18 protein-coding genes are annotated in these 20,314 nt (G+C 42.0%); 12 read left to right on the top strand and 6 right to left on the bottom strand.

Translation table 11 applies throughout. The features are described 5' to 3' along the window. Positions 1–4 precede the first annotated feature (4 nt). The gene (locus tag NOS7107_RS04245) at positions 5–1,576 is read right to left on the bottom strand and encodes an efflux RND transporter periplasmic adaptor subunit (RefSeq protein ID WP_015111756.1); all 1,572 of its coding nucleotides are present in this window, start codon (positions 1,574–1,576) and stop codon (positions 5–7) included. Between the two features lie 638 nt (positions 1,577–2,214). Here NOS7107_RS04245 and NOS7107_RS04240 point away from each other — a divergent pair. Further along, the gene (locus NOS7107_RS04240; protein WP_015111755.1) at positions 2,215–3,186 is read left to right on the top strand and encodes a sodium-dependent bicarbonate transport family permease; all 972 of its coding nucleotides are present in this window, start codon (positions 2,215–2,217) and stop codon (positions 3,184–3,186) included. Positions 3,187–3,190: 4 nt separating this feature from the next. Further along, on the top strand, positions 3,191–3,499 hold the full coding sequence (locus tag NOS7107_RS04235) for a nitrogen regulatory protein P-II family (protein WP_015111754.1): 309 nt from the start codon (positions 3,191–3,193) through the stop codon (positions 3,497–3,499). A gap of 104 nt (positions 3,500–3,603) precedes the next feature. Here the strand turns inward: NOS7107_RS04235 and NOS7107_RS04230 are convergent, their stop codons facing one another. The 3 genes from NOS7107_RS04230 to NOS7107_RS04220 all read right to left on the bottom strand — a co-directional run bounded on the left by NOS7107_RS04230 (position 3,604) and on the right by NOS7107_RS04220 (position 8,293). Next, on the bottom strand, positions 3,604–4,734 hold the full coding sequence (locus NOS7107_RS04230; protein ID WP_015111753.1) for a CO2 hydration protein: 1,131 nt from the start codon (positions 4,732–4,734) through the stop codon (positions 3,604–3,606). Positions 4,735–4,794: 60 nt separating this feature from the next. Then, positions 4,795–6,288: an NADH-quinone oxidoreductase subunit M gene (locus NOS7107_RS04225; RefSeq protein WP_015111752.1), complete on the bottom strand. Its 1,494-nt coding sequence runs from the start codon at positions 6,286–6,288 to the stop codon at positions 4,795–4,797. Positions 6,289–6,436: 148 nt separating this feature from the next. After that, on the bottom strand, positions 6,437–8,293 hold the full coding sequence (locus NOS7107_RS04220; protein WP_015111751.1) for an NAD(P)H-quinone oxidoreductase subunit F: 1,857 nt from the start codon (positions 8,291–8,293) through the stop codon (positions 6,437–6,439). Positions 8,294–8,960: 667 nt separating this feature from the next. Between NOS7107_RS04220 and NOS7107_RS04215 the strand changes: the two genes are divergently transcribed. The 10 genes from NOS7107_RS04215 (at position 8,961) to NOS7107_RS04175 (ending at position 17,946) form a co-directional block, all read left to right on the top strand. Then, positions 8,961–9,269 (top strand): carbon dioxide-concentrating mechanism protein CcmK, encoded by a 309-nt coding sequence (locus NOS7107_RS04215; RefSeq protein WP_006276527.1) that lies wholly within the window; start codon positions 8,961–8,963, stop codon positions 9,267–9,269. Positions 9,270–9,358: 89 nt separating this feature from the next. After that, positions 9,359–9,706 carry a carbon dioxide-concentrating mechanism protein CcmK gene (locus tag NOS7107_RS04210; RefSeq protein WP_015111750.1) on the top strand — a complete coding sequence of 116 codons (348 nt, stop codon included), beginning with the start codon at positions 9,359–9,361 and terminating at the stop codon, positions 9,704–9,706. Between the two features lie 6 nt (positions 9,707–9,712). Further along, a complete protein-coding gene (locus tag NOS7107_RS04205) occupies positions 9,713–10,015 on the top strand; it encodes a EutN/CcmL family microcompartment protein (protein ID WP_015111749.1) in 303 nt (100 codons plus the stop codon). Positions 10,016–10,160: 145 nt separating this feature from the next. Further along, positions 10,161–11,828, top strand: a complete 1,668-nt coding sequence (locus NOS7107_RS04200) for a ribulose bisphosphate carboxylase small subunit (RefSeq protein ID WP_015111748.1) — start codon at positions 10,161–10,163, stop codon at positions 11,826–11,828. Between the two features lie 328 nt (positions 11,829–12,156). Then, positions 12,157–12,903 carry a hexapeptide repeat-containing transferase gene (locus NOS7107_RS04195; RefSeq protein ID WP_015111747.1) on the top strand — a complete coding sequence of 249 codons (747 nt, stop codon included), beginning with the start codon at positions 12,157–12,159 and terminating at the stop codon, positions 12,901–12,903. A gap of 203 nt (positions 12,904–13,106) precedes the next feature. Then, a complete protein-coding gene (locus NOS7107_RS04190) occupies positions 13,107–13,901 on the top strand; it encodes a BMC domain-containing protein (protein WP_015111746.1) in 795 nt (264 codons plus the stop codon). After that, positions 13,891–14,031: a hypothetical protein gene (locus tag NOS7107_RS28425; protein WP_157373951.1), complete on the top strand. Its 141-nt coding sequence runs from the start codon at positions 13,891–13,893 to the stop codon at positions 14,029–14,031. Before NOS7107_RS04190 ends, NOS7107_RS28425 begins: the two co-directional genes overlap by 11 nt. Positions 14,032–14,176: 145 nt before the next feature. Beyond that, a complete protein-coding gene (locus NOS7107_RS04185; RefSeq protein WP_015111744.1) occupies positions 14,177–15,106 on the top strand; it encodes a LysR family transcriptional regulator in 930 nt (309 codons plus the stop codon). Between the two features lie 95 nt (positions 15,107–15,201). After that, on the top strand, positions 15,202–16,824 hold the full coding sequence (locus NOS7107_RS04180) for a mucoidy inhibitor MuiA family protein (protein ID WP_044499645.1): 1,623 nt from the start codon (positions 15,202–15,204) through the stop codon (positions 16,822–16,824). A gap of 138 nt (positions 16,825–16,962) precedes the next feature. Next, a complete protein-coding gene (locus NOS7107_RS04175) occupies positions 16,963–17,946 on the top strand; it encodes a GntR family transcriptional regulator (protein WP_015111742.1) in 984 nt (327 codons plus the stop codon). 36 nt (positions 17,947–17,982) lie between these two features. Here NOS7107_RS04175 and NOS7107_RS04170 read toward each other — a convergent pair whose 3' ends face one another. Next, a complete protein-coding gene (locus tag NOS7107_RS04170) occupies positions 17,983–18,903 on the bottom strand; it encodes an alpha/beta fold hydrolase (RefSeq protein WP_015111741.1) in 921 nt (306 codons plus the stop codon). 63 nt (positions 18,904–18,966) lie between these two features. Then, on the bottom strand, positions 18,967–20,307 hold the full coding sequence (clpX, locus tag NOS7107_RS04165; protein WP_015111740.1) for an ATP-dependent protease ATP-binding subunit ClpX: 1,341 nt from the start codon (positions 20,305–20,307) through the stop codon (positions 18,967–18,969). Positions 20,308–20,314 lie beyond the last annotated feature (7 nt).

Genomic DNA, 20,314 nt, shown 5'->3' with positions numbered 1-20,314 from the left:
TTTTTTAGGGAGAGGGAATTATCGGTGCGCCGTTAGTTAGGTTGAGAATACCGGAAACTACGATTTTCTCTCCTGCTTTTAGCCCTTCTAATACTTGGTAATTACTACCCTCAATTGCTCCTAACTTGATTGGTTTTTGCAAAGCTACTAATGAAGGCGCTCCTGGTTTGGGATTTTCTGGTGCTTGCGCCACAAAGACAAATGTTTCTCCACCCAAACGTGATACTGCTGTCACCGGCACTAAAATTCCGGGGCGTTCATCCCAAATGATTTTAGTTTGGACTAACTGACGATTGACTAATTGTCTGTTGCCATTACCAAAAACGGCCTTAGCTAAAACAGTTTGCGAATTAGAATTGGCATTGGGCGAAATGAAACTGATTTTACCTGTGGCGGTGGGTTGACCTTGGGCATCCAGCATTTGTACAGGTAAGCCAATACGCAATTGCTGGCTTTCATTGAGTGATACAGAGATGTTCAATTCCAAGGAGTCATTTCTGGTCAAAGTGGTGAGATTATCTGCTTTGCTGACAAATTCTCCAACTCTGACGGGAATATCGCCAACCACTCCCGTAAATGGAGCGCGGACATTAGTATATTGCAGTTGCACTTGGGCGGCTTTGACTTGAGCTGCTGCTTGGGTAACTTGCGATCGCGCTTGGGCGATTTCTTCTTGTCGAGGGCCGTTTTCTAGTTGTCTGACGTTTTGTCTTTGTTGTTCAGCGGCCGCTTCTAATTCATTGATATTGGAATTTCTCCCTTTGCTGAGTTGATCTAAGCGTTTTTGGGCGACAACTAATGCGGCTGCGGCGCTACGTTGTTCTTTCAGATAGCCTTCCATCTGATCTTCCGAAATAGCCCCTTGTTTTTGTAAGTTTCCGTAGCGTACAGCGCGTGACTTAGCTAGTTCTAAGTCAGATTTAGCGGCATCAATTTGGGCTTCGGCTTGCGCCATTTCTTCGGGACTTGAACCTGTTTGAGCATCTCGTAACCGCGCTTGGGCTTGAACTAACTGCGCTCTGGCTTGGGCAATTTCTTCAGAACGTGTACCTGCTTTCAGTTCTGCTAAACGCGCTTGTGCTTGTTCAAGTGAGGCTTTGGCTTGAAGTAATTGCGCTTGAGCATCATCACTTTGCAAACGAATGACTACTTGTCCTTGGGAAATGCGATCGCCTTCTTTATATAAAATCTCTGTAATGCGTCCATCAATCTCTGGTTTGAGTGTGACTGAACGTGGTGCATCTAAAGTCCCAACAAATTCTGAAGTTTGCTGAATAGTTGCATTCTCAACCGTGGCTAACTTTACAGGAATTCCCATCGGTTGTCCAGCTGCTGCTCCAGCCCCAGCGGGTGCATTACTCGCCTGGCTAGTTTGCCACCATCGCCAACCAATACCAATACCTGCAATTAACAAGACTACGCCTAAAATCACTGGCCAAGGCCGCTTTTTATGGAGTATTGAGATGGGTTTTGGGTCTGCTGAAGAATCCTTTGGTTTAGCCTGATTAGAGTCGGTAGCAGCAGGCTGTTCTATTTCAACCGGAAACTGTGAATCAGGGAACTCAGACTGGGACATTTTTGTTTTCTCATTTTATAGACTTAAACTTTAGGCAACTTGGCTGAAATATAGGGATGCTTGGTAAGACACTGATAAACCGAGCTTGTGTAGGAATCTTGATCAGCCAAGGTTTCTACTTTTCAAGCGCCTATTTGATTAAACTCTGGGGCTGGCAATATCAAGTTACCTGATTTACCCCAGTAATACGAGCAAATTTATCGGCGGTAGTTTTTGTTAAACCTGCATTTGCCAATACCTCAGTTGTCGCTTTGATCCACCCTGCACGAGTTTTTCTGTACTTTAATACTAAATTTTAATGATTCATGCAAGTGCTTGCTTGCACTAATTATATATTTGTCAGCCAAAAAAGTGTATAAACTGAGTCCGCCCCAAAGATAGCTGGAATTTAGGCTTTTGTGCCTATAGCTCTAAATTTAGTAATCTGCTTCCTTCTGGCGGTGGAAATATCTTTACCTCGTGGGAAAAATTGCTCAGGCTGCGATTTGGGTTCGCAGTCTTGATTGGTTCATAGATCAAGTACTTTGTCAATTACAAAGCGATCGCATCTGATACATCAAAAGAATTTTAGATGTGTGCGATATTACCCTAAACTGATTTATGAGTATTTAGCTAATTTTTGGAGGCATGGTGGAATTATGGATGTCAGTCTCATTATATCTAACATCTTAAATCCACCCATATTGGCTTTCTTTCTGGGAATGTTAGCGGTGTTCGTCAAAACAGATTTAGAAATCCCAGCGCCTATCCCTAAGCTATTATCTTTATATTTACTGTTTGCGATTGGGTTTAAAGGTGGTGTAGAACTGGTCAAAAGTGGTGTTAATCAAGCAGTTATTCTCACCCTTTTCGCTGCAATATTGATGGCTTGTATTGTCCCGGTTTATACATTTTTTATTCTCAGAATTAAGTTAGATACTTATAATTCTGCGGCGATCGCTGCTACTTATGGCTCCATTAGTGCGGTAACATTTATCACTGCCAGTTCTTTCCTGACTCAACTGGGAATGGCTTTTGATGGGTTTATGGTTGCAGCCTTGGCCTTGATGGAATCACCAGCAATTGTTGTAGGTTTAATATTGGTTAACGTTTTCACTGTCGATGAAAGCGATCGCGAATTCAATTGGCCAGAAGTATTACAAGAAGCTTTCCTTAATAGTTCTGTATTTTTGCTCGTGGGTAGCCTCGTCATGGGTCTTTTGACTGGAGAACATGGCTGGCAAACTTTAAAACCCTTTACCCAAGATTTGTTTTACGGTGTGCTGACGTTCTTTTTGTTAGATATGGGACTGGTGGCGGCGAAAAGAATCAGAGATTTGCAAAAAGCAGGTATTTTCCTGATTCTGTTTGCGATACTAGTACCTATTTTAAATGCCGGCATAGCTTTATTAATTGCGAAAGCGATCGGAATGCCAAAAGGAGATAGTCTATTGTTCTCGGTGCTATGTGCCAGTGCTTCCTACATTGCTGTACCAGCAGCTATGCGTCTAACTGTCCCAGAAGCTAATCCTAGTCTGTACATTTCAACTGCTTTAGCTGTGACTTTCCCTTTTAATATCATTGTAGGTATACCGCTATATCTATACGGCATTAATCTATTTTGGAGATAAGACAATGCAGGCTGTCAAACGGATCGAAATATTTGCTAACTATGTCGAACTCGGTAAAATTTTAGAGTCTTTAGAAAAATCAGGCGTAGCTGGACATTCAGTTGTCAAAGATGTTGCTGGTAAAGGTACAAGAGGCAAAGTCACTCATGATTTAGCTATGACAATGCTCGACAATGTTTATATCATTGCCTTTTTTGCCCCCGAAAAATTGCCATTGGTAGAATCAAATATCCGGAAAACTCTAAATAAGTTTGGCGGAGTTTGTTTTATTTCTGATGCTATGGAAATTGAGACTACCAGATGTGTTGGTTGAAGGATGAAGTGTGAAATCCAGAAATCCTTACAGTTAGCTTGAAAGCAGTTTGTATTTGGTGCTTTATTCACACCTTAGCGTACTAGCATTTTTTACTCAGCACTCTAGCTATTGACATCACTTAAGCGTGAGGTTGTAAATCTATCCATCCATTTTTCCAAATACACTCGATTAGCATTTTGTTCAGATGGATCTTGAGTCTCTAAAGAATAAGGCATCAATCCTAAAATTGCGGCTGTAGTCACGCAAAACATTGACTTTTGGAAACTTATACAAATTTGTACCCGCAAGTCATCTTCACCCCGTAAACCACGCCGATAAATAGCGTGCAAATATTCTGGCAAATAGTGGCGCATATCCTGCATGAGTAATGTAGGCGGAATACCAGCACCGCCAATGGGTAAAGGATCAGCATACAATGCACCATATTGGAATCGACCTTGATCGGGGGAAATTTGATAGGCTTGGGCATTGTAAGAAACTGTGCCATGAAAAGGAGTTCCCCGGAAGAAAACAGCCTCGACATAAGGCACTGCTGTATCTGCTAAAAATGTTAAACCAGTCTTTTTGGGAATAATTTCGTAGACTTTATCTTGGATTTTGACAGAGTAGGTTATCGGCTTCATAGCATCTGCTACTAAGCCTGCTTTAATGTAATCTACAACTTGGGGAATTGATTTGATTTCGCCTTGGTCATAACGGTCTGATAAGGTTAAGAAAATATCAGCCATCACTCGCCAGAATTGACCTAAACCACTGTAATAAGCTGAAACGCGCAATTGTTCAGTTAAAAATTCGGGGAATAATTGGTTTAATCCCAAAATAAAAGGATTATTCTTAAATTTGGCGGTGATAACTGCTTTTGCTCGTTCTTGAAATTCTTTGGTATCTAAATAAGCATCTAAGCCACCGCCACCATGCCACATCATAGCTTTCATGCAATATTCTGCATATTCGTAATTGATGCGATCGTGCCACCAGTGACGGAGTAATTTTTGAAAAGAGAATTCGTCGTTAAAGTATTTAAAAAAAGGAAAAAATCTTAAAAATTGATGGTCAGCAATGTAGATGAGATTTTTGGAGTAGGCATCTAAAACTACACCATAGCTTTTGAGAATACCAACTACTTCTAAAACATTTTCTGGACTATCAGGTAATAATGTTCCACCTGTTTGTAATCGTTCTACGTACTCAGCTAAAGGATGTAAGCCAGGTTTACTTCTAATAGTTACCATTACCAGTTCTCCAAATTGGGAATGAGGAAATAAAAAGGCAAAAGGAAAAAATTTTACTTTTTACTTTGACTTTTCTACAGAGACTGTTGCCACTACTTTATCTACACTCATCATGGCGGTGATTGTTGGTTCAGTCCAACGAGATAACCAAGTAGGTTGAATGCCGAAAATTACAATCAATACAGCTAAGACTACCGACGGCAGGCGATCGCTCCAATAGACTCGTGGTAAATTAACTACTTGTGCAGATAAGCGCCCAAAAAAAGCGCGATTCATCAAAATTAAGAAATAAACCGCAGTTAAGCCAGTTCCTAGCATAGATAGTAGAGTTTGCACCGGAAATACCACAAAACTGCCGCTAAAAATCACAAATTCGGAAATAAAACCTACCATTCCTGGTATACCTGCGCTGGCCATTACTCCCAAGACCATCAAGCTACCAATAACGGGCATTCCGCGTTCGGGATTTAATAATCCGCGAATAACTTCTAAATCCCGGCTACCAGCTTTTTTATATACTACTCCTACCAACAAAAACAGTAAGGCGGAAATTAAGCCGTGGCTAATCATTTGCATCACAGCGCCTAACACACTTAATGGTGTAGCGGCGGCGGCGGCCAATAGTACATAGCCCATGTGTCCAACTGAACTATAGGCTACCATCTTTTTCATGTCAGTTTGCGCGATCGCGCAGGATGCGCCATAAAGCACACTTACTACTGCCCAAGTTGCTAACCAAGGTGCTGCATAACTCCACGCATTGGGTAACAAGTTCATCCCAAACCGCAGTAAGCCGTAAGTCCCCAATTTCAATAGCACACCAGCTAACAATACAGAAATGGGTGTAGAGGCTTCAACGTGGGCATCGGGCAACCAAGTGTGGAAGGGAACCAAGGGTATTTTAATCCCAAAACCAACCAAAATACCGGCTAGTAATAACAGTTGAGTTCCTAATGGCAAGGATGCAGCATTCAAGTTTGCTAAGGCAAAGTTAGAACCGCCACTCAGCCAAACCATACCGAGGAAACTTGCCAACAGCAAAATTCCCGATGTGGCTGTGTAAATCAAAAACTTTGTTGCTGCGTAACCTCGTTTTACACCACCCCAAATAGCAATGAGTAGGTATAGGGGTATTAGTTCTAGTTCATAAAACAGGAAAAATAAGAGTAAATCCTGTGCTAGAAAGGCTCCTGTGACTCCAGTGCTTAACAGGAGGATAAGTGAGTAATATAGTCTCGGACGTTGTAGGGAAATATCACTACTGGAGATGGCAATACAAGTCAATAGTCCATTTAAAACCAGCAAGGGTAAAGATAAACCATCTACTCCGAGGTTATAACTTAAGCCTAGAGCATCTACCCAAGGTATAAACTCACTAAATTGTTGAGTAATTTTTCCTGGGTCGAATTGAATTGCTAGAAAGATTGACCACAAGAAAGTCATACCAGCAAAGACAAAAGCCATACTACGGGATAGTTTCCCATCAATCACAGTAGGCCAAAAACCGATAATAGTTGCGCCTAACAATGGCAGCAAAATCAATGCACTCAACATAGTTTAGAGAGAATTAGGGAGTAGGTACAGAAGAATTTTAGAGTTCGGATTATCAATTTGAGATTACAAGTCTTTCTCATCCAAAACTTGTACTGAGCTTGTCGAAGCACCCCAAATTTAAAATCCAAAATTGATTCAATCAGCACTGTTAAAAATGCAAGTTATTGAGCAGTCCTAATGACCAGCTAATAAAGAAGCCGAAAAGGCTAATAACTACGAGGATGGTCAACATATAGCCTTGGGACTGGCCAGAAATGCTGTACCTTAAACTTTGTCCGCCGAGAATTGTGAAAATTCCCACCAAGTTTACTAGGCCATCAACTAGATAGCGATCGCTCCAAGCCGATATCCTAGACAGCAATGCTACTGCCCCAACTACTGTCAATCGATAGATGCGGTCTATGTAAAAATCGTAGCCCAACAAGTCCTGTAAAAATCGCCACACCAAAATTCTCGATCTTGACCAAGCTTTATGGAGGTACATTGTGGAACCTATACCGACTCCTAATACCGTAGAGGTCAATAACATTCCTACCACGTACCAGTTAATACTATTTTTATCTGGTAGTAAGTACCATTGCTGAAGCATCAGGGGTAACAGTAAGGTCAGTATCGTCAATGTCACCATTGGAAATGCCATTTGCCAGCCAACTTCTGGGGAACGACGGGTTTTTTGTTGCGGTGTACCCCAAAATATTAATCGGAAGACTCTTGTCAAGTTTAAGGCTGTCAAGCCATTAACTATCACTAAAATGCCAATTACCCAAGGGCTAATTGCTACCAAACCATCAGCCCATGACAGCATTGCCCAAAAGCTTCCCAGGGGTAGCAATGTAATCATCCCTGCCGAACCGACAACAAAGGCGGTAGTAGTAGCAGGCATCCGCGACCATAAACCGCCCATTTCTGTTAAATCTTGAGTACTAGTGGTGTAAATAACCGAACCGGAACTCATAAATAATAATGCTTTGGCGATCGCATGAGTCAACAGCAACATTACAGCTACACCCCCTTGCTGCATACCAACTGCCAAAAACACTAGTCCCATATATGCACTTGTAGAATGAGAAAGCGATCGCTTAATATCAATTTGTGCCAATGATACTAAGGTCGCACCCACCGCCGTCACTGAACCCATGACGATTAACGCATTCAATGCCACTGGTGATAAAGCTAAAATCGGTTGCAGTTTGTATAGTAAATAAGCACCACCAGCTACCACCAGCGAATTTCGCATCACTGAAGCGGGGTTAGGCCCTTCCATTGCTTCATCTAACCACAAGTGCAAGGGAAACTGAGCGCACTTACCTGCTGGCCCAGCAATTAAGCCCAAACCAAGTAAAGTTGATGCCATCGGGCTGAGGTTTGCTGTTTGCGCCCACTCATACAAATCAGAAAAATTTAAGCTACCTGCCCAACTGGAAAGCGTCACCACAGACATCAGCAATAACAAGTCGCCCACCCGCTTGGTTAAAAAAGCATCCCGTGCTGCTGTTACTACCAAAGGTTGAGCGTACCAAAACCCTACTAACAAATAGGTAGAAAGGGTGAGAACTTCTAACAAGGCATAACTGAGAAATAAAGAGTCACTAATTGCTAAACCACTCAGTGCCGCTTCAAAAAACCCAAGTAGTGCAAAAAATCTTGCCAGTGACCAGTCTTTCTCTAAATAGCCTAAAGCGTAAATTTGCGCCAACAAACTTAATCCTGTGATTAAAACTGTCGCCCCAAAACTCACAGGTGAGAGTTCTAATGAAAAAGATAAGTTTAAATTCGCGGCTTGAAACCAGCTAACCAGTAAATTTTCTGGTTCTCTGTCCCAAACATCTTTAAAGACAAATAAGCTATGAGCAAAAGCCAAAACAGTGGTCAACAAGTTTAAATATGCCGCTGGTCTGGGGCCTGTCTTTCTGATTATTCCCATCCCCCAGGGCAAAGTTAACAGTGCGCCCATTAAACTATACAAAGGCACACACCAACTTGTTGAAAATAGAAACTCATTCATTTAATTTGCTTACCTTTACAACTCTGCCTTGATTTTTTAGCCCTTTGAAAAACAATTGTTTACTAAATTTTTTTTACTGGAAATATTTGTTAAATTATTCTTCGGCGAGGTTTTACATGAGTATTTGTGACTGGAACACTCTGGAATATTCTGGAATATATTTAAACCAATAAACTTATTTTACATATTCAAATTCTCCACCTTTAATTGAAATCATGCTCAATTTGTAAACTTCTATTTCTACTTCTTAGCAGAGAATTTTATAAGATAGCTTTGAAAAAGCTATAAGCTTTTTATATATTCCTATTAGGTTAATACAAAATAGAGGAAAGATATAAACTGTAAAACATACAGTAATTTTATCTTCCTCACCAGACCGAATTAGTCTTGGCTACGAACAGGGTTTTGTATATGTAATGAAGGAATTATAAAGCATAAGGGTCTGCTCTTGTAATCAGTGGACTTAAAGAGAGCAGAAACCTGGTATGACGAACAATTAAGTTTTTTAAAACTTTTTTATTATAAACTATTATACTAATTTATATTGCCAGGGGAGCCAACCTTTCCTATGCTTATTTTGGAAGTGTCTTTTAGCTCAAGATGAGCTTCCCCGTCAAAATTTTCAAACCACAGTACTGATTGGATTAAATTTTTAGGAGTTTCTGCGATGCCAATTGCAGTTGGAATGATTGAGACTAAGGGCTTTCCAGCAGTAGTAGAAGCTGCTGATGCGATGGTGAAAGCTGCCCGTGTAACTTTGGTAGGATATGAAAAAATTGGTAGCGCTCGTGTCACCGTAATTGTGCGGGGAGATGTTTCCGAAGTGCAAGCCTCAGTTGCAGCTGGAATTGAAGCGGCAAGAAGAGTAAATGGTGGTGAAGTGCTTTCCACTCACATCATTGCGCGTCCCCATGAAAACTTGGAATACGTATTGCCGATTCGTTACACAGAAGCTGTGGAACAGTTTCGCACTTAAAAGCTGAGAAGATAAAGTGACTGACGGGGTTGCTTGCTTGATCTGCGCTTTTGTTTTGTTTGATAAAATTTAATTAGGGATTACAACTAATGTCAATTGCAGTGGGAATGGTAGAAACCCTTGGCTTTCCAGCAGTAGTAGAAGCTGCTGACGCGATGGTGAAAGCCGCTCGTGTAACCTTAGTAGGTTACGAAAAAATCGGTAGTGGTCGTGTCACCGTAATTGTCCGGGGTGACGTTTCCGAAGTCCAAGCTTCTGTAGCAGCAGGTGTTGAATCAGTCAAGCGTGTAAATGGTGGACAAGTACTTTCTACTCACATCATTGCCCGTCCCCATGAAAACTTGGAATACGTGCTGCCAATTCGTTATACGGAAGACGTAGAACAATTCCGGGAAAATGTCAATGCAATTCGTCCTTTCGGCGGCAGAAGACCATAACACATAATGCAAATTGCCAAAGTGCGTGGCACAGTAGTTAGCACTCAAAAAGAACCAAGTCTTAGAGGTGTCAAACTACTGCTGTTGCAATTAGTGGATGAAGAAGGAAACATCTTGCCACAATACGAAGTAGCAGCGGACACGGTGGGAGCAGGAGTAGATGAGTGGGTGCTGGTCAGTTGTGGTAGTGCCGCTCGTCAAATTCTTGGCAACGAACAACGCCCTTTAGATGCAGCGGTGGTGGCGATAATTGATACCATTCATGTTCAAGATCGCCTTATTTACAGTAAAAAAGACCAATATAGATAGTCAACAGTCAACAGTCAAGAGGAGCAAGAGGTTGGGCGTTTTTTCCAGCTTAAAGCAACTGACACTTAAAGGTCAGTAAACTATGGACTATTGACTACAGACTATTGACTATTTACAAAAAGCTTAATTCAGGAGGAATCTCGCGATGGCAGTCAGCAGCACGGCGGCACCCCCAACCCCGTGGTCAAAAGGTTTAGCTGAGCCAGAAATCCACGAAACCTCATTCGTACATTCTTTCTCCAACATTATTGGTGATGTGCGGATAGGTGCAAATGTAATCGTTGCTCCGGGGACTTCGATTAGAGCGGATGAAGGTACACCCTTTTATATCGGTGAAAAGACCAATATACAAGATGGTGTAGTGATTCATGGTTTAGAGCAAGGCCGAGTAGTAGGTGATGATGGCGAAGAATACTCGGTCTGGGTTGGTAATAATGCTTCCCTAACCCACATGGCTCTGATTCATGGCCCAGCTTATGTAGGGGATAATTGCTTTATTGGCTTTCGCTCTACGGTATTTAATGCCAGAGTGGGTAAGGGCTGCATTGTAATGATGCACGCTTTAATTCAAGATGTAGAAATTCCCCCCGGTAAATATGTACCTTCGGGAGCGATAATCACAAGCCAGCAGCAAGCTGACCGTCTGCCAGATGTGCAAGATCAAGATGAGCAATTTGCCCATCATGTAGTGGGGATTAATCAAGCATTGCGGGCTGGTTATCGCTGTGCTGCGGATAGCAAATGTATTGCACCCATCCGGGATGAATTAGCTAAATCTTATACAGGTAATGGTGTTACTGTCTTAGAGTTGGAAAGGAGTAGTGAAGTGGCAAGCAATAGCTTGGGTGCAGAAACAGTAGATCAGGTGCGCTATCTTTTAGAGCAAGGTTATAAGATTGGCACGGAACACGTAGACCAAAGACGGTTCCGCACTGGTTCTTGGACTAGTTGTCAGCCCATTGAAGCAAGATCTGTGAATGAAGCTTTATCAGCGTTAGAAAGCTGTCTAGCAGACCACAGTGGTGAGTACGTGCGTTTATTTGGGATTGATCCTAAAGGTAAACGTCGGGTATTAGAGACAATTATTCAACGCCCAGATGGTGTGGTAAAAGCAGCCACTAGCTTTAAAGCACCTGTGAGTGCAGGTACTAGTAGCTATAACGGTAATGGCAATGGCAATGGTAATAGTAAGGGTGCTGGTATTGGTTCAATTAGCGCTGAAACTGTAGACCAAATCCGCCAATTGTTAGCAGGTGGTTACAAAATTGGGTCTGAACACGTAGATGAGCGCCGTTTTCGGACTGGTTCTTGGGCTAGTTGTCAGCCCATAGAAGCTACTTCGACTAATGAAGTTGTAGCAGCTTTAGAAGAATGTCTTGAAAGCCATCAAGGCGAATATGTCCGCTTAATTGGTATTGACCCAAAAGCCAAACGTCGGGTATTAGAAAGCATTATTCAAAGACCTAATGGCCCCGTAGTGGTCTCTAATGGTCAGAAATCTTATGCTAGTTCAAGTAGTGTTAGCTCGACAACGGCAACGACGATCAGCAATAGGTTAAATACAGAAGTTGTAGACCAGCTACGGCAATTGTTGGCAAGTGGTTATAAAATCAGTGCTGAACACGTAGACCAAAGACGTTTCCGGACTGGTTCTTGGGCAAGCTGTGGACAAATTGAGGCCAGATCGGAAAGAGATGCGATCGCAGCTTTGGAAGCATCTCTGTCTGAATATCCTGGTGAGTACGTGCGGTTGATTGGTATTGACCCGAAAGCCAAGCGTCGAGTGTTGGAAACAATTATTCAACGTCCATAGTAGTGCTGAGTTGAAAGTGCTGTAAAGCCCTGCGGGCATAGCTGTGCTTAGAGTAGTAGCGAGGCGTTGAGCAGCGTGCTAAGTAAAGACATGATTAATTGTGTTTCTACAAGCATGAAATCTTAGTTATCTAAACCTAAACTCAAGTTGGGGAAACAAATTTTTCTTCAGCGATGCTACTTGCTAAAACGCCAAAACAAAGAGCCACTTCCGAGTTGCAGTACTTCTATCTGTACTCAGAACTCAGCAACTCCACTTGCCACAAGTCGGCAAAGCTGCCCAATGCAGTTGCTCCTCAGCACTGCTTTCTTCCGAGGTTTAATTTTCCATGTCTGTGCCGCCACTGCGCCTCCACAATAACTTTGAGCCTTACATTAGTGGCGATGTGACTATTCATCCCAGTGCGGTGTTAGCACCTGGTGTGATACTTCAAGCAGCTACCAACAGTAAAATCATTATTGGCTCTGGTGTCTGTATTGGTATGGGGTCAATTCTCCAAGTCAATGAAGGAACCCTGGAAGTAGAAGCAGGTGCTAACTTGGGGGCTGGTTTTTTGATGGTGGGAGCAGGCAAAATTGGTACTAATGCTTGTATTGGTGCAGCAACAACAGTTTTTAATTGTTCTGTAGAACCAGGAAGAGTAGTACCACCAAGCTCAGTGTTAGGAGATACTAGTCGTCAGATTAGTCTGCCTCAAACACAAGAGCCACCCACGAATAACACTGTTTCTCCTAATATCCAAGAGCAACAACCAGAGGAAAATAATTTTGCGGGAAGTCAGGAAAAACCTATTTCTATTTCCTCAACTAATCTTTCTGCTTCTGCTTTCTTGGAGTTAACCGACCAGTCTATTTCAATTCCCCAACCTTCGCCCACACCCTCTGCTCAACCGCCACCGCCTGAGAAAGATGAAACTGCTGCTGGTTCATCAGAAATTAGTGCGGATAACTCTGAATCTGCGGATATTTTTGGAACTCAAATTTATGGGCAAGGGAGTATTCACAGGCTATTAACGACATTATTTCCCCATAGGCAATCCTTGAACAATCCTAAGTCTGACGAACCACCCGAATAAGTGTTAATTGTAAGTTGTCCTCTAAAGTATGAAGTTATGAATTATGAGGGATGAGAAAAATTATTTCATCCTTTATGCTTTATTCTTCAGCCTTTCGCTTTCGACCTTTAGCCTACCCAAACCTGCGGGTTTTCCTCTGGAGTACGGGAAAGCTGGCAAAAGGGCATCTACATTATTGACTGTGAGTATCCTGGAGAATCCACATGGACACATATAATCAACAGTCCCTTAGCACTGTTCGGACATCGCGTCGCCGAGACAGAGATAACTTCAAGGATACTGCCTTGGGTTTAGTATCTACCCTCAGCTTTCCGGCAATCGTTGGAACTGCTGATATGATGTTGAAATCTGCTGGGGTTCACCTCGTTGGATATGAAAAAATTGGTAGCGGTCACTGTACCGCAATTGTTCGAGGTGGCATCGCTGATGTACGTTTAGCAGTTGAGTCAGGTGTCCAAACTGCTGAACAGTTTGGTCAATTGGTTTCTAGTTTGGTGATTCCTCGCCCTTTTCCTAATCTGGATGTAGTGCTGCCCATTACTAATAGATTAAGTAAATATATGGAAGAAGGCAGTTATAGCCGTTTGAGTAACCTCGCTATTGGACTCGTGGAAACGCGGGGATTTCCAGCGATGGTAGGAGCTTGTGATGCCATGTTGAAATCAGCTGATGTGCAGTTAGCAGCCTATGAAAAAATTGGTGCGGGGTTATGTACAGCCATTATTCGTGGCTCTGTGGCTAATGTCGCAGTAGCAGTGGAAGCTGGAATGTATGAAGCAGAACGGATTGGTGAATTGAATGCTGTAATGGTGATTCCTCGGCCATTAGATGAATTAGAACAAACCTTACCTGTTGCCAGTTGTTGGATAGAAGAACGGCAACCGATTAAGATGCCCGTGAATATTAAGGAGCAAGTCGCTGAGTTAGAGATACTCCAATTGCCTGATTTAGCTAAGTTACCGGCAAAAGTTACAGAAGAATTATGGAATGATGAATGATGAATTACGAATTTTGAGTGATGAATTGTGGGAAAATTATCCTCAGTATTCAGTATTCAGCATTCATCTTTGGTTGGAAGGCATCTTACGCTTCGCTTGTTATTTTGATCATAACTTTTACGGACTATAAATCAAATATCTTTCTTTTAATAGCGAACATAGATTTTTATCTATACTAAAACTCATAACTTCGTATGAGCGATACGCCATGATTTGCAGGTGTTCCGTGATACTAGTTTTATATCTATAAGATCGCTATTAGAGGAGAATCACCTTTGAACCAAGCGACGCTACACCAGTTGAAGGTATTTGAGGCGGCGGCTCGGCATGGTAGCTTTACTCGTGCTGCGGAGGAATTGTTTCTTACCCAACCTACAGTTTCCATGCAAATCAAGCAATTAACAAAATCTGTGGGTTTACCATTATTTGAGCAGGTTGGGAAACGCTTGTATTTGACTGAAGCAGGTAGAGAACTTTTTGCTACTTGTCGGCAAATTTTTGAAACTATCGCCCAGTTTGAGATGAAAGTTGCTGATTTAAAAGGCTTAAAACAAGGGCAATTACGTTTAGCAGTTATTACCACAGCCAAGTATTTCATCCCGCGGTTATTAGGTCCGTTTTGCCAGCGTTACCCAGGAATTGATATTTCCTTGCAAGTAACAAATCACGAGAAAATTATTGAGCGGATGACGCAGAATCTGGATGACTTGTATATTATGAGTCAGGTTCCAGAGCATTTAGATGTTAATTGTGAACCGTTTTTAGATAACCCTTTGGTAGTTTTTGCTCCAGTAAATCATCCCCTAGCAAAGGAGAAAAATATCCCCATTCAAGAGTTAAATAATCAGCCTTTTATTATGCGAGAACCAGGTTCAGGAACTCGCCGCGCTGTGCAGAATCTGTTAGAAGAACACGAGATAAAAGTGAACGTTAAGCTGGAATTGGGGAGTAACGAAGCCATTAAGCAAGCGATCGCTGGAGGTTTAGGGATTTCTGTATTATCTCGTCATACTTTGCTCTCAGATGCCTCAGAGTTCAGCATTTTGGATGTGCAGCACTTCCCGATTAAACGAGCTTGGTACATGGTTTATCCGGCAGGTAAACAGTTATCAATTGTAGCTCGTACTTATTATGAGTATTTGCTGGATGCTGCCAAGACTTTTGTGGAGCAGACTGAAATTCCTGTTTATAGCACTGTTGATTGAGTTTTGAAATCTCAGCTTCAACTTGTTTAGATTGAAGCATCTGAACCATGACAAAATTAACCAGCAGATTCATTTGATATTGGGGAAAGCTGGCAGTGATACACCCGGAAACTCCTTCTATGAGAAAAACAGTTCCCACTCAGGTAGTAGCTGTGACGGTATACAGCGATCAAGCCCTAGTTACACGACGAGGTGTAATTTCTTTAACAGGGGTAGAAAGAGAATTAGTCATTCATTCACTGCCAGTGACTCTAGAAACTGATTCTGTGAGAGTGGGTGGGACAGGTAGTGTTGGAGTAGGCTTGTTGGGAGTTAGTAGCGATCGCATCTACACCACCGAACCGATTGCCGAACGAGTAGCACATTTAAACCGTCAAATTCAACAAATAGAAGCAGAAAAACGCCATCTGCAAGCGCAAATAGATGCTTTAGCTTTACAGGCGAAATTTCTTGAAGGCTTGCGAGAAAAAACAGAAGAACCATTTGCTCAAAGCTTGTCTCGCAAAAATCTCAGCCTCAGCGAAACCTTGGATTTTTTGAACTTTTTGGGTAGCCAATATAGCGAATATGCGATCGCATCTGGAGATTACCATAGCCAACAACAGGAACTAGACAAGCAACTACAGGCACTCCACGCCACATTGCACAATATTCAAACACCCCATCCCCAAGAAAGTTTTAGCTTGGTTGTCGGTATAGAAGTTGCTGGTGCAGGCGAGTTTGAGTTAGAAGTATCCTACATTGTCAATCATGCTAGTTGGACTCCCCTTTATGATTTGCGAGTAGATAGCACAAATCAAACAGTAAAATTAAGCTACCTAGCAGAAATCATCCAAAATACTGGCGAAGACTGGTTAGATGTATCTCTTACTCTCTCAACGGCTAAACCAGGATTGGGTACGCTGCCACCAAAACTAGAACCTTGGTATATTGATACCCTACGTCAACTTACAGTCCGACGACGAGCCTTACCCCGTCCATCACTGCCTAGCATAGCGGCTATGCCTGCGGCTGATTCATTGTTTTCACAAGATGAGGAGGATTTAGCTAGTGATGCTCTTGTTGCAGCAGAAAATATAGGAGGAGCAATCTCCAAAGAAGGAAGCGTAGTTACTTTTAAACTCAATGGCGGTGGGAATGTTCCTAGTGATGGCGCACCCCATAAAACAACAATTTTTCATGATGATTATCCCTGTACTTTTGATTATGTGGTAATGCCACGTTTGGTAAGCTTTGCTTACTTACAAGCTCATGTAAAAAATAGTTCTGATGGTGCAACTTTATTACCAGGGAAAGCCAATATTTTTCGAGATGATGTTTTTGTGGGTGGAACTAAATTAGAAAACATAGCCCCTGGACAAGAATTTATCTTGAACTTAGGCATTGATGAAGGTATCAAAATTGAACGGAATTTAGTTGAGCGCCAAGTAGATAAAAAGATGATTGTGAATCAACGTCGAACTACTTACGCTTATCGATTATTAATTACTAACTTACTGAATCAAGAAATTAATTTAAAGATTACAGAACAATTACCTGTTAGCCGCGACGAACAAATAAAAATTCGCCTTACCCGCATCCAACCGCAAATTCAACTAGGGGAAATGGGAATTTTAGAATGGAAGTTAAGCGTTTTACCTCAAGAGCGACGAGAAATATATTATCAATTTACGCTAGAACATCCGCCTGAATTAACGGTGGTTGGTTTAGATATATAGATATTACCCAAACCCAGATGAGATGGCTTTATACTTGACCTGTATCGGATCTTACTTGTTGAGTGTTACAAATAAAAAATACGACAAGTAGCAAATGTAGCAGGTTGCTGATTGTTACTTGATTTAGGAGTTTTGGTAATGATTCAATTTCGTATTCAGCCAGACAGTGAAATTCCCGCCTCTACTCAGTTATTTAATCAAATCAGGTTTGCGATCGCATCTCGGCAATATCCACCTGCTTACAAATTGCCTAGCACACGGGCATTAGCAATGCAAACTGGATTACACCGTAATACAATTAGCAAAGTTTATCGCCAGCTAGAAGATGAAGGCTTAGTAGAAAGTCTTGCTGGTTCAGGAATTTATGTCCGCGCTCAAGGTCATGAGGGCGGTAGCAAATTGCAATCACCCATTCTCCAAGCACACCCTGAAGCATATAAAGTTGTCCAGCAAGCTCTTGACCAACTCCTTGCCCAAGGCTGTTCCCTCAGCCAAGCGCGTGAGCTATTTTTAGCCGAAATGGATTGGCGTTTGCGTTGTAGCGCCCAGGTACTGGTTGCAGTCCCTTCTCAAGACCTCGGTGCTGGGGAATTGATGGTGTATGAATTAGAGCAATCTCTGAAAATACCCATTCAGTTAATCAGAATGGAAGAATTAGCGGCTGTTTTGGATAAAACTAACTCGGCTACAGTTGTTACCAGCCGCTATTTTATTGGTGAAGTCGAACAAATTGCTGCACCCAAAGCTGTCAGAGTTATCCCTCTCGATATCTATGACTACAGTAAAGAACTGAATCTAGTCAAAAACCTGGCAAAAGATCATTGTATAGGCATAGTCAGCCTGAGTACAGGCATTGCCCGTGCTGCTGAAGTTATCCTCCACGGTTTACGCGGAGATGAACTACTCGTGATGACAGCGCAACCAAAAGATGCTTATAAACTTCAAGCAATTGTGAAGCGGGCTGAATTTATTATCAGTGATGTTGCTAGTTTTCGAGCAGTACAAATGGCGGTACAAGCTGCTGCGGAAGATATTATTCGACCACCTAAATTAATTAAGGTAGAAAATTACATAGGACTAAATTCAATTAACTTACTAAAACGAGAACTAGGTTTAAATTAACCCACAGATAGAAGTGAGATGTTGCAATATCAAAAATCAATTCACTTTCACTTCTGGCGCAGTAATTTGCAAAAACTCTCGTACCCGTTGCAAGTAAGTCGGCACATCTTCCAACATGGGGAAATGTGCTGTATTAGGAATTAGCGCAAATTCAATTTTGTCATTCATTGCTGCGGCTTGTCTTCCCATTACGGCGGGAATAATCTGGTCATATTCACCCGCAACTAACAGCGTTGGCATAGTTAACTTAGCAAATTCTTGTGGCATTAATTCAGATTGTGCCTTGCTAACCGAAGTAAAAATTGTACCTAAAGCAGTATCATAATCTGCTTCGAGAAAATCTTGTAAAAAAGCCTGACGTTCAGATTTGGGGATAGAACGATGTAGGAATCTCGCCATAAACATCCGATCAATAAATGGAATTTTACCTAACCACTTGGGACGGAATTTAACTACATAACCACCAAATTTATGAAAGGCAGTAAAGGCTTTTTCATCGTATTCAAAAATTCCACTACAAGTTAGAATCCCTTTTTCTATCCGTTGAGGATAGCGGTTAAAAAATAAAGTTGCAACAGACGCACCCATTGAATGAGCATTGATATAAACACGCCCAAGATGCAACTTATCTAAAAGTACCGCTAAATCATCAGCGTATTCTTCCAATTCATAAGTTAACTCTTGAATTGCGGCTGATGTTTCTGGACTAGACTCAGAAGTAGCAACAGACTCACTGGCTGGAACTAGAGTCGGTTTCCCAGCAGAACGCCCAAAACCGCGCATATCATAAAGTAAACAATCAAATTGTTCTGATAAAGCATTTGCCGTACTCCTCCAGTACCTAGCTGAACCAGCCCAACCGTGAATGAATACCATCACGGGTTTCGTCAAAGCAGTAGATGATTGTTTCACCCACTCGTAGTAATGGTCAACACCACGCACATTGATGTAAGGCATTTTTTCAAAGTCAAAAGTTAAAAGTTAAAAGTCAATGGACTAATGACGAATGACTAATGACTATTACGCTGATTCAGGTTTGGGTAATGAGGATGGATGTACTATAAGTTCGGCGGTAGAACGTTTTTCTACCATTTCCCTTGTGACTGTACAGCGAGTCACATCTTTGCGGGATGGTAATTCGTACATTACATCTAACATGAGTTCTTCTACAATGCCTCGCAATGCTCTTGCACCCGTTTTGCGGCGGTAGGCTTCTTGAGCGATCGCTCGTAGAGCATCTTGTTTAAAATCTAATTGAACATTATCCATCTTCAGCAGTTTTTGGTACTGTTTCACCAAAGCACTGCGTGGTTGAGTCAGAATCGCCATTAGTGCTTCTTCATCTAGAGGATCAACCACCGCCACCATTGGTATCCGTCCAATAAACTCTGGAATCATCCCAAATTTTACCAAATCATCTGGTTCCAGATTGTGCAACACATCGGCGGCGCGTTTTTCTTTTGATTGGCCTTCCCCTGGTTGTACAAAACCGATTGACTTTTTCCCGGCTCTTTGCTCTACAACTTTTTCTAAGCCAACGAAAGCACCGCCACAGACAAATAGAATATTACTGGTATCGATTTGGATGCAGTCTTGATACGGATGTTTACGTCCCCCTTGTGGTGGTACGTTGGCGATCGTGCCTTCTAGCATTTTCAGTAAAGCTTGCTGCACGCCTTCACCAGAAACATCTCGTGTGATTGATGGGTTTTCACTTTTGCGGGCAATTTTGTCAATCTCGTCGATGTAGATAATCCCACGTTGCGCTTCTTCTACATCTAAATCTGCCACTTGCAACAGTCGCAGCAAAATATTTTCCACATCTTCGCCGACATAACCTGCTTCTGTTAATGTGGTAGCATCAGCTACAGCAAAGGGTACATCCAAAATTTTAGCTAGGGTTTGGGCTAATAGTGTTTTGCCGCAACCAGTCGGGCCAATTAACAAAATGTTTGACTTTTGCAGTTCTACTGAGTCATCTCCCCCGTTTTTGCCATTGCCTTTAGACTGTAAGATTGCCAGCCGTTTATAATGATTGTAAACTGCGACTGATAAAACTTTTTTGGCTTCTTCTTGGCCAATGACATGTTCGTCAAGATACTTTTTAATTTCTCTTGGTTTGGGTATTTGATTAAATGAGAGATTAGCAGAACGATTACGGCGTTTTTGAGGTGCTTCAGACTTAGGTGCTGGTTGTGGCGCTACACCGTTGGTGTCCAGTAACTCCTCATCTAGTATTTCATTACACAAGTCAACGCATTCGTCGCAGATGTATACTCCTGGCCCTGCGATCAACTTACGCACCTGCTCTTGAGACTTGCCACAAAACGAACATTTTAAATGGGAGTCGTACTTAGACATACCAGCC

Origin of the sequence: Nostoc sp. PCC 7107, from assembly GCF_000316625.1 — a bacterium.
Classification (GTDB): Bacteria; Cyanobacteriota; Cyanobacteriia; order Cyanobacteriales; family Nostocaceae; genus Nostoc_B.
Note: the sequence above shows the minus strand (reverse complement) of the source record. Positions and strands in the feature narration are given on the sequence as shown.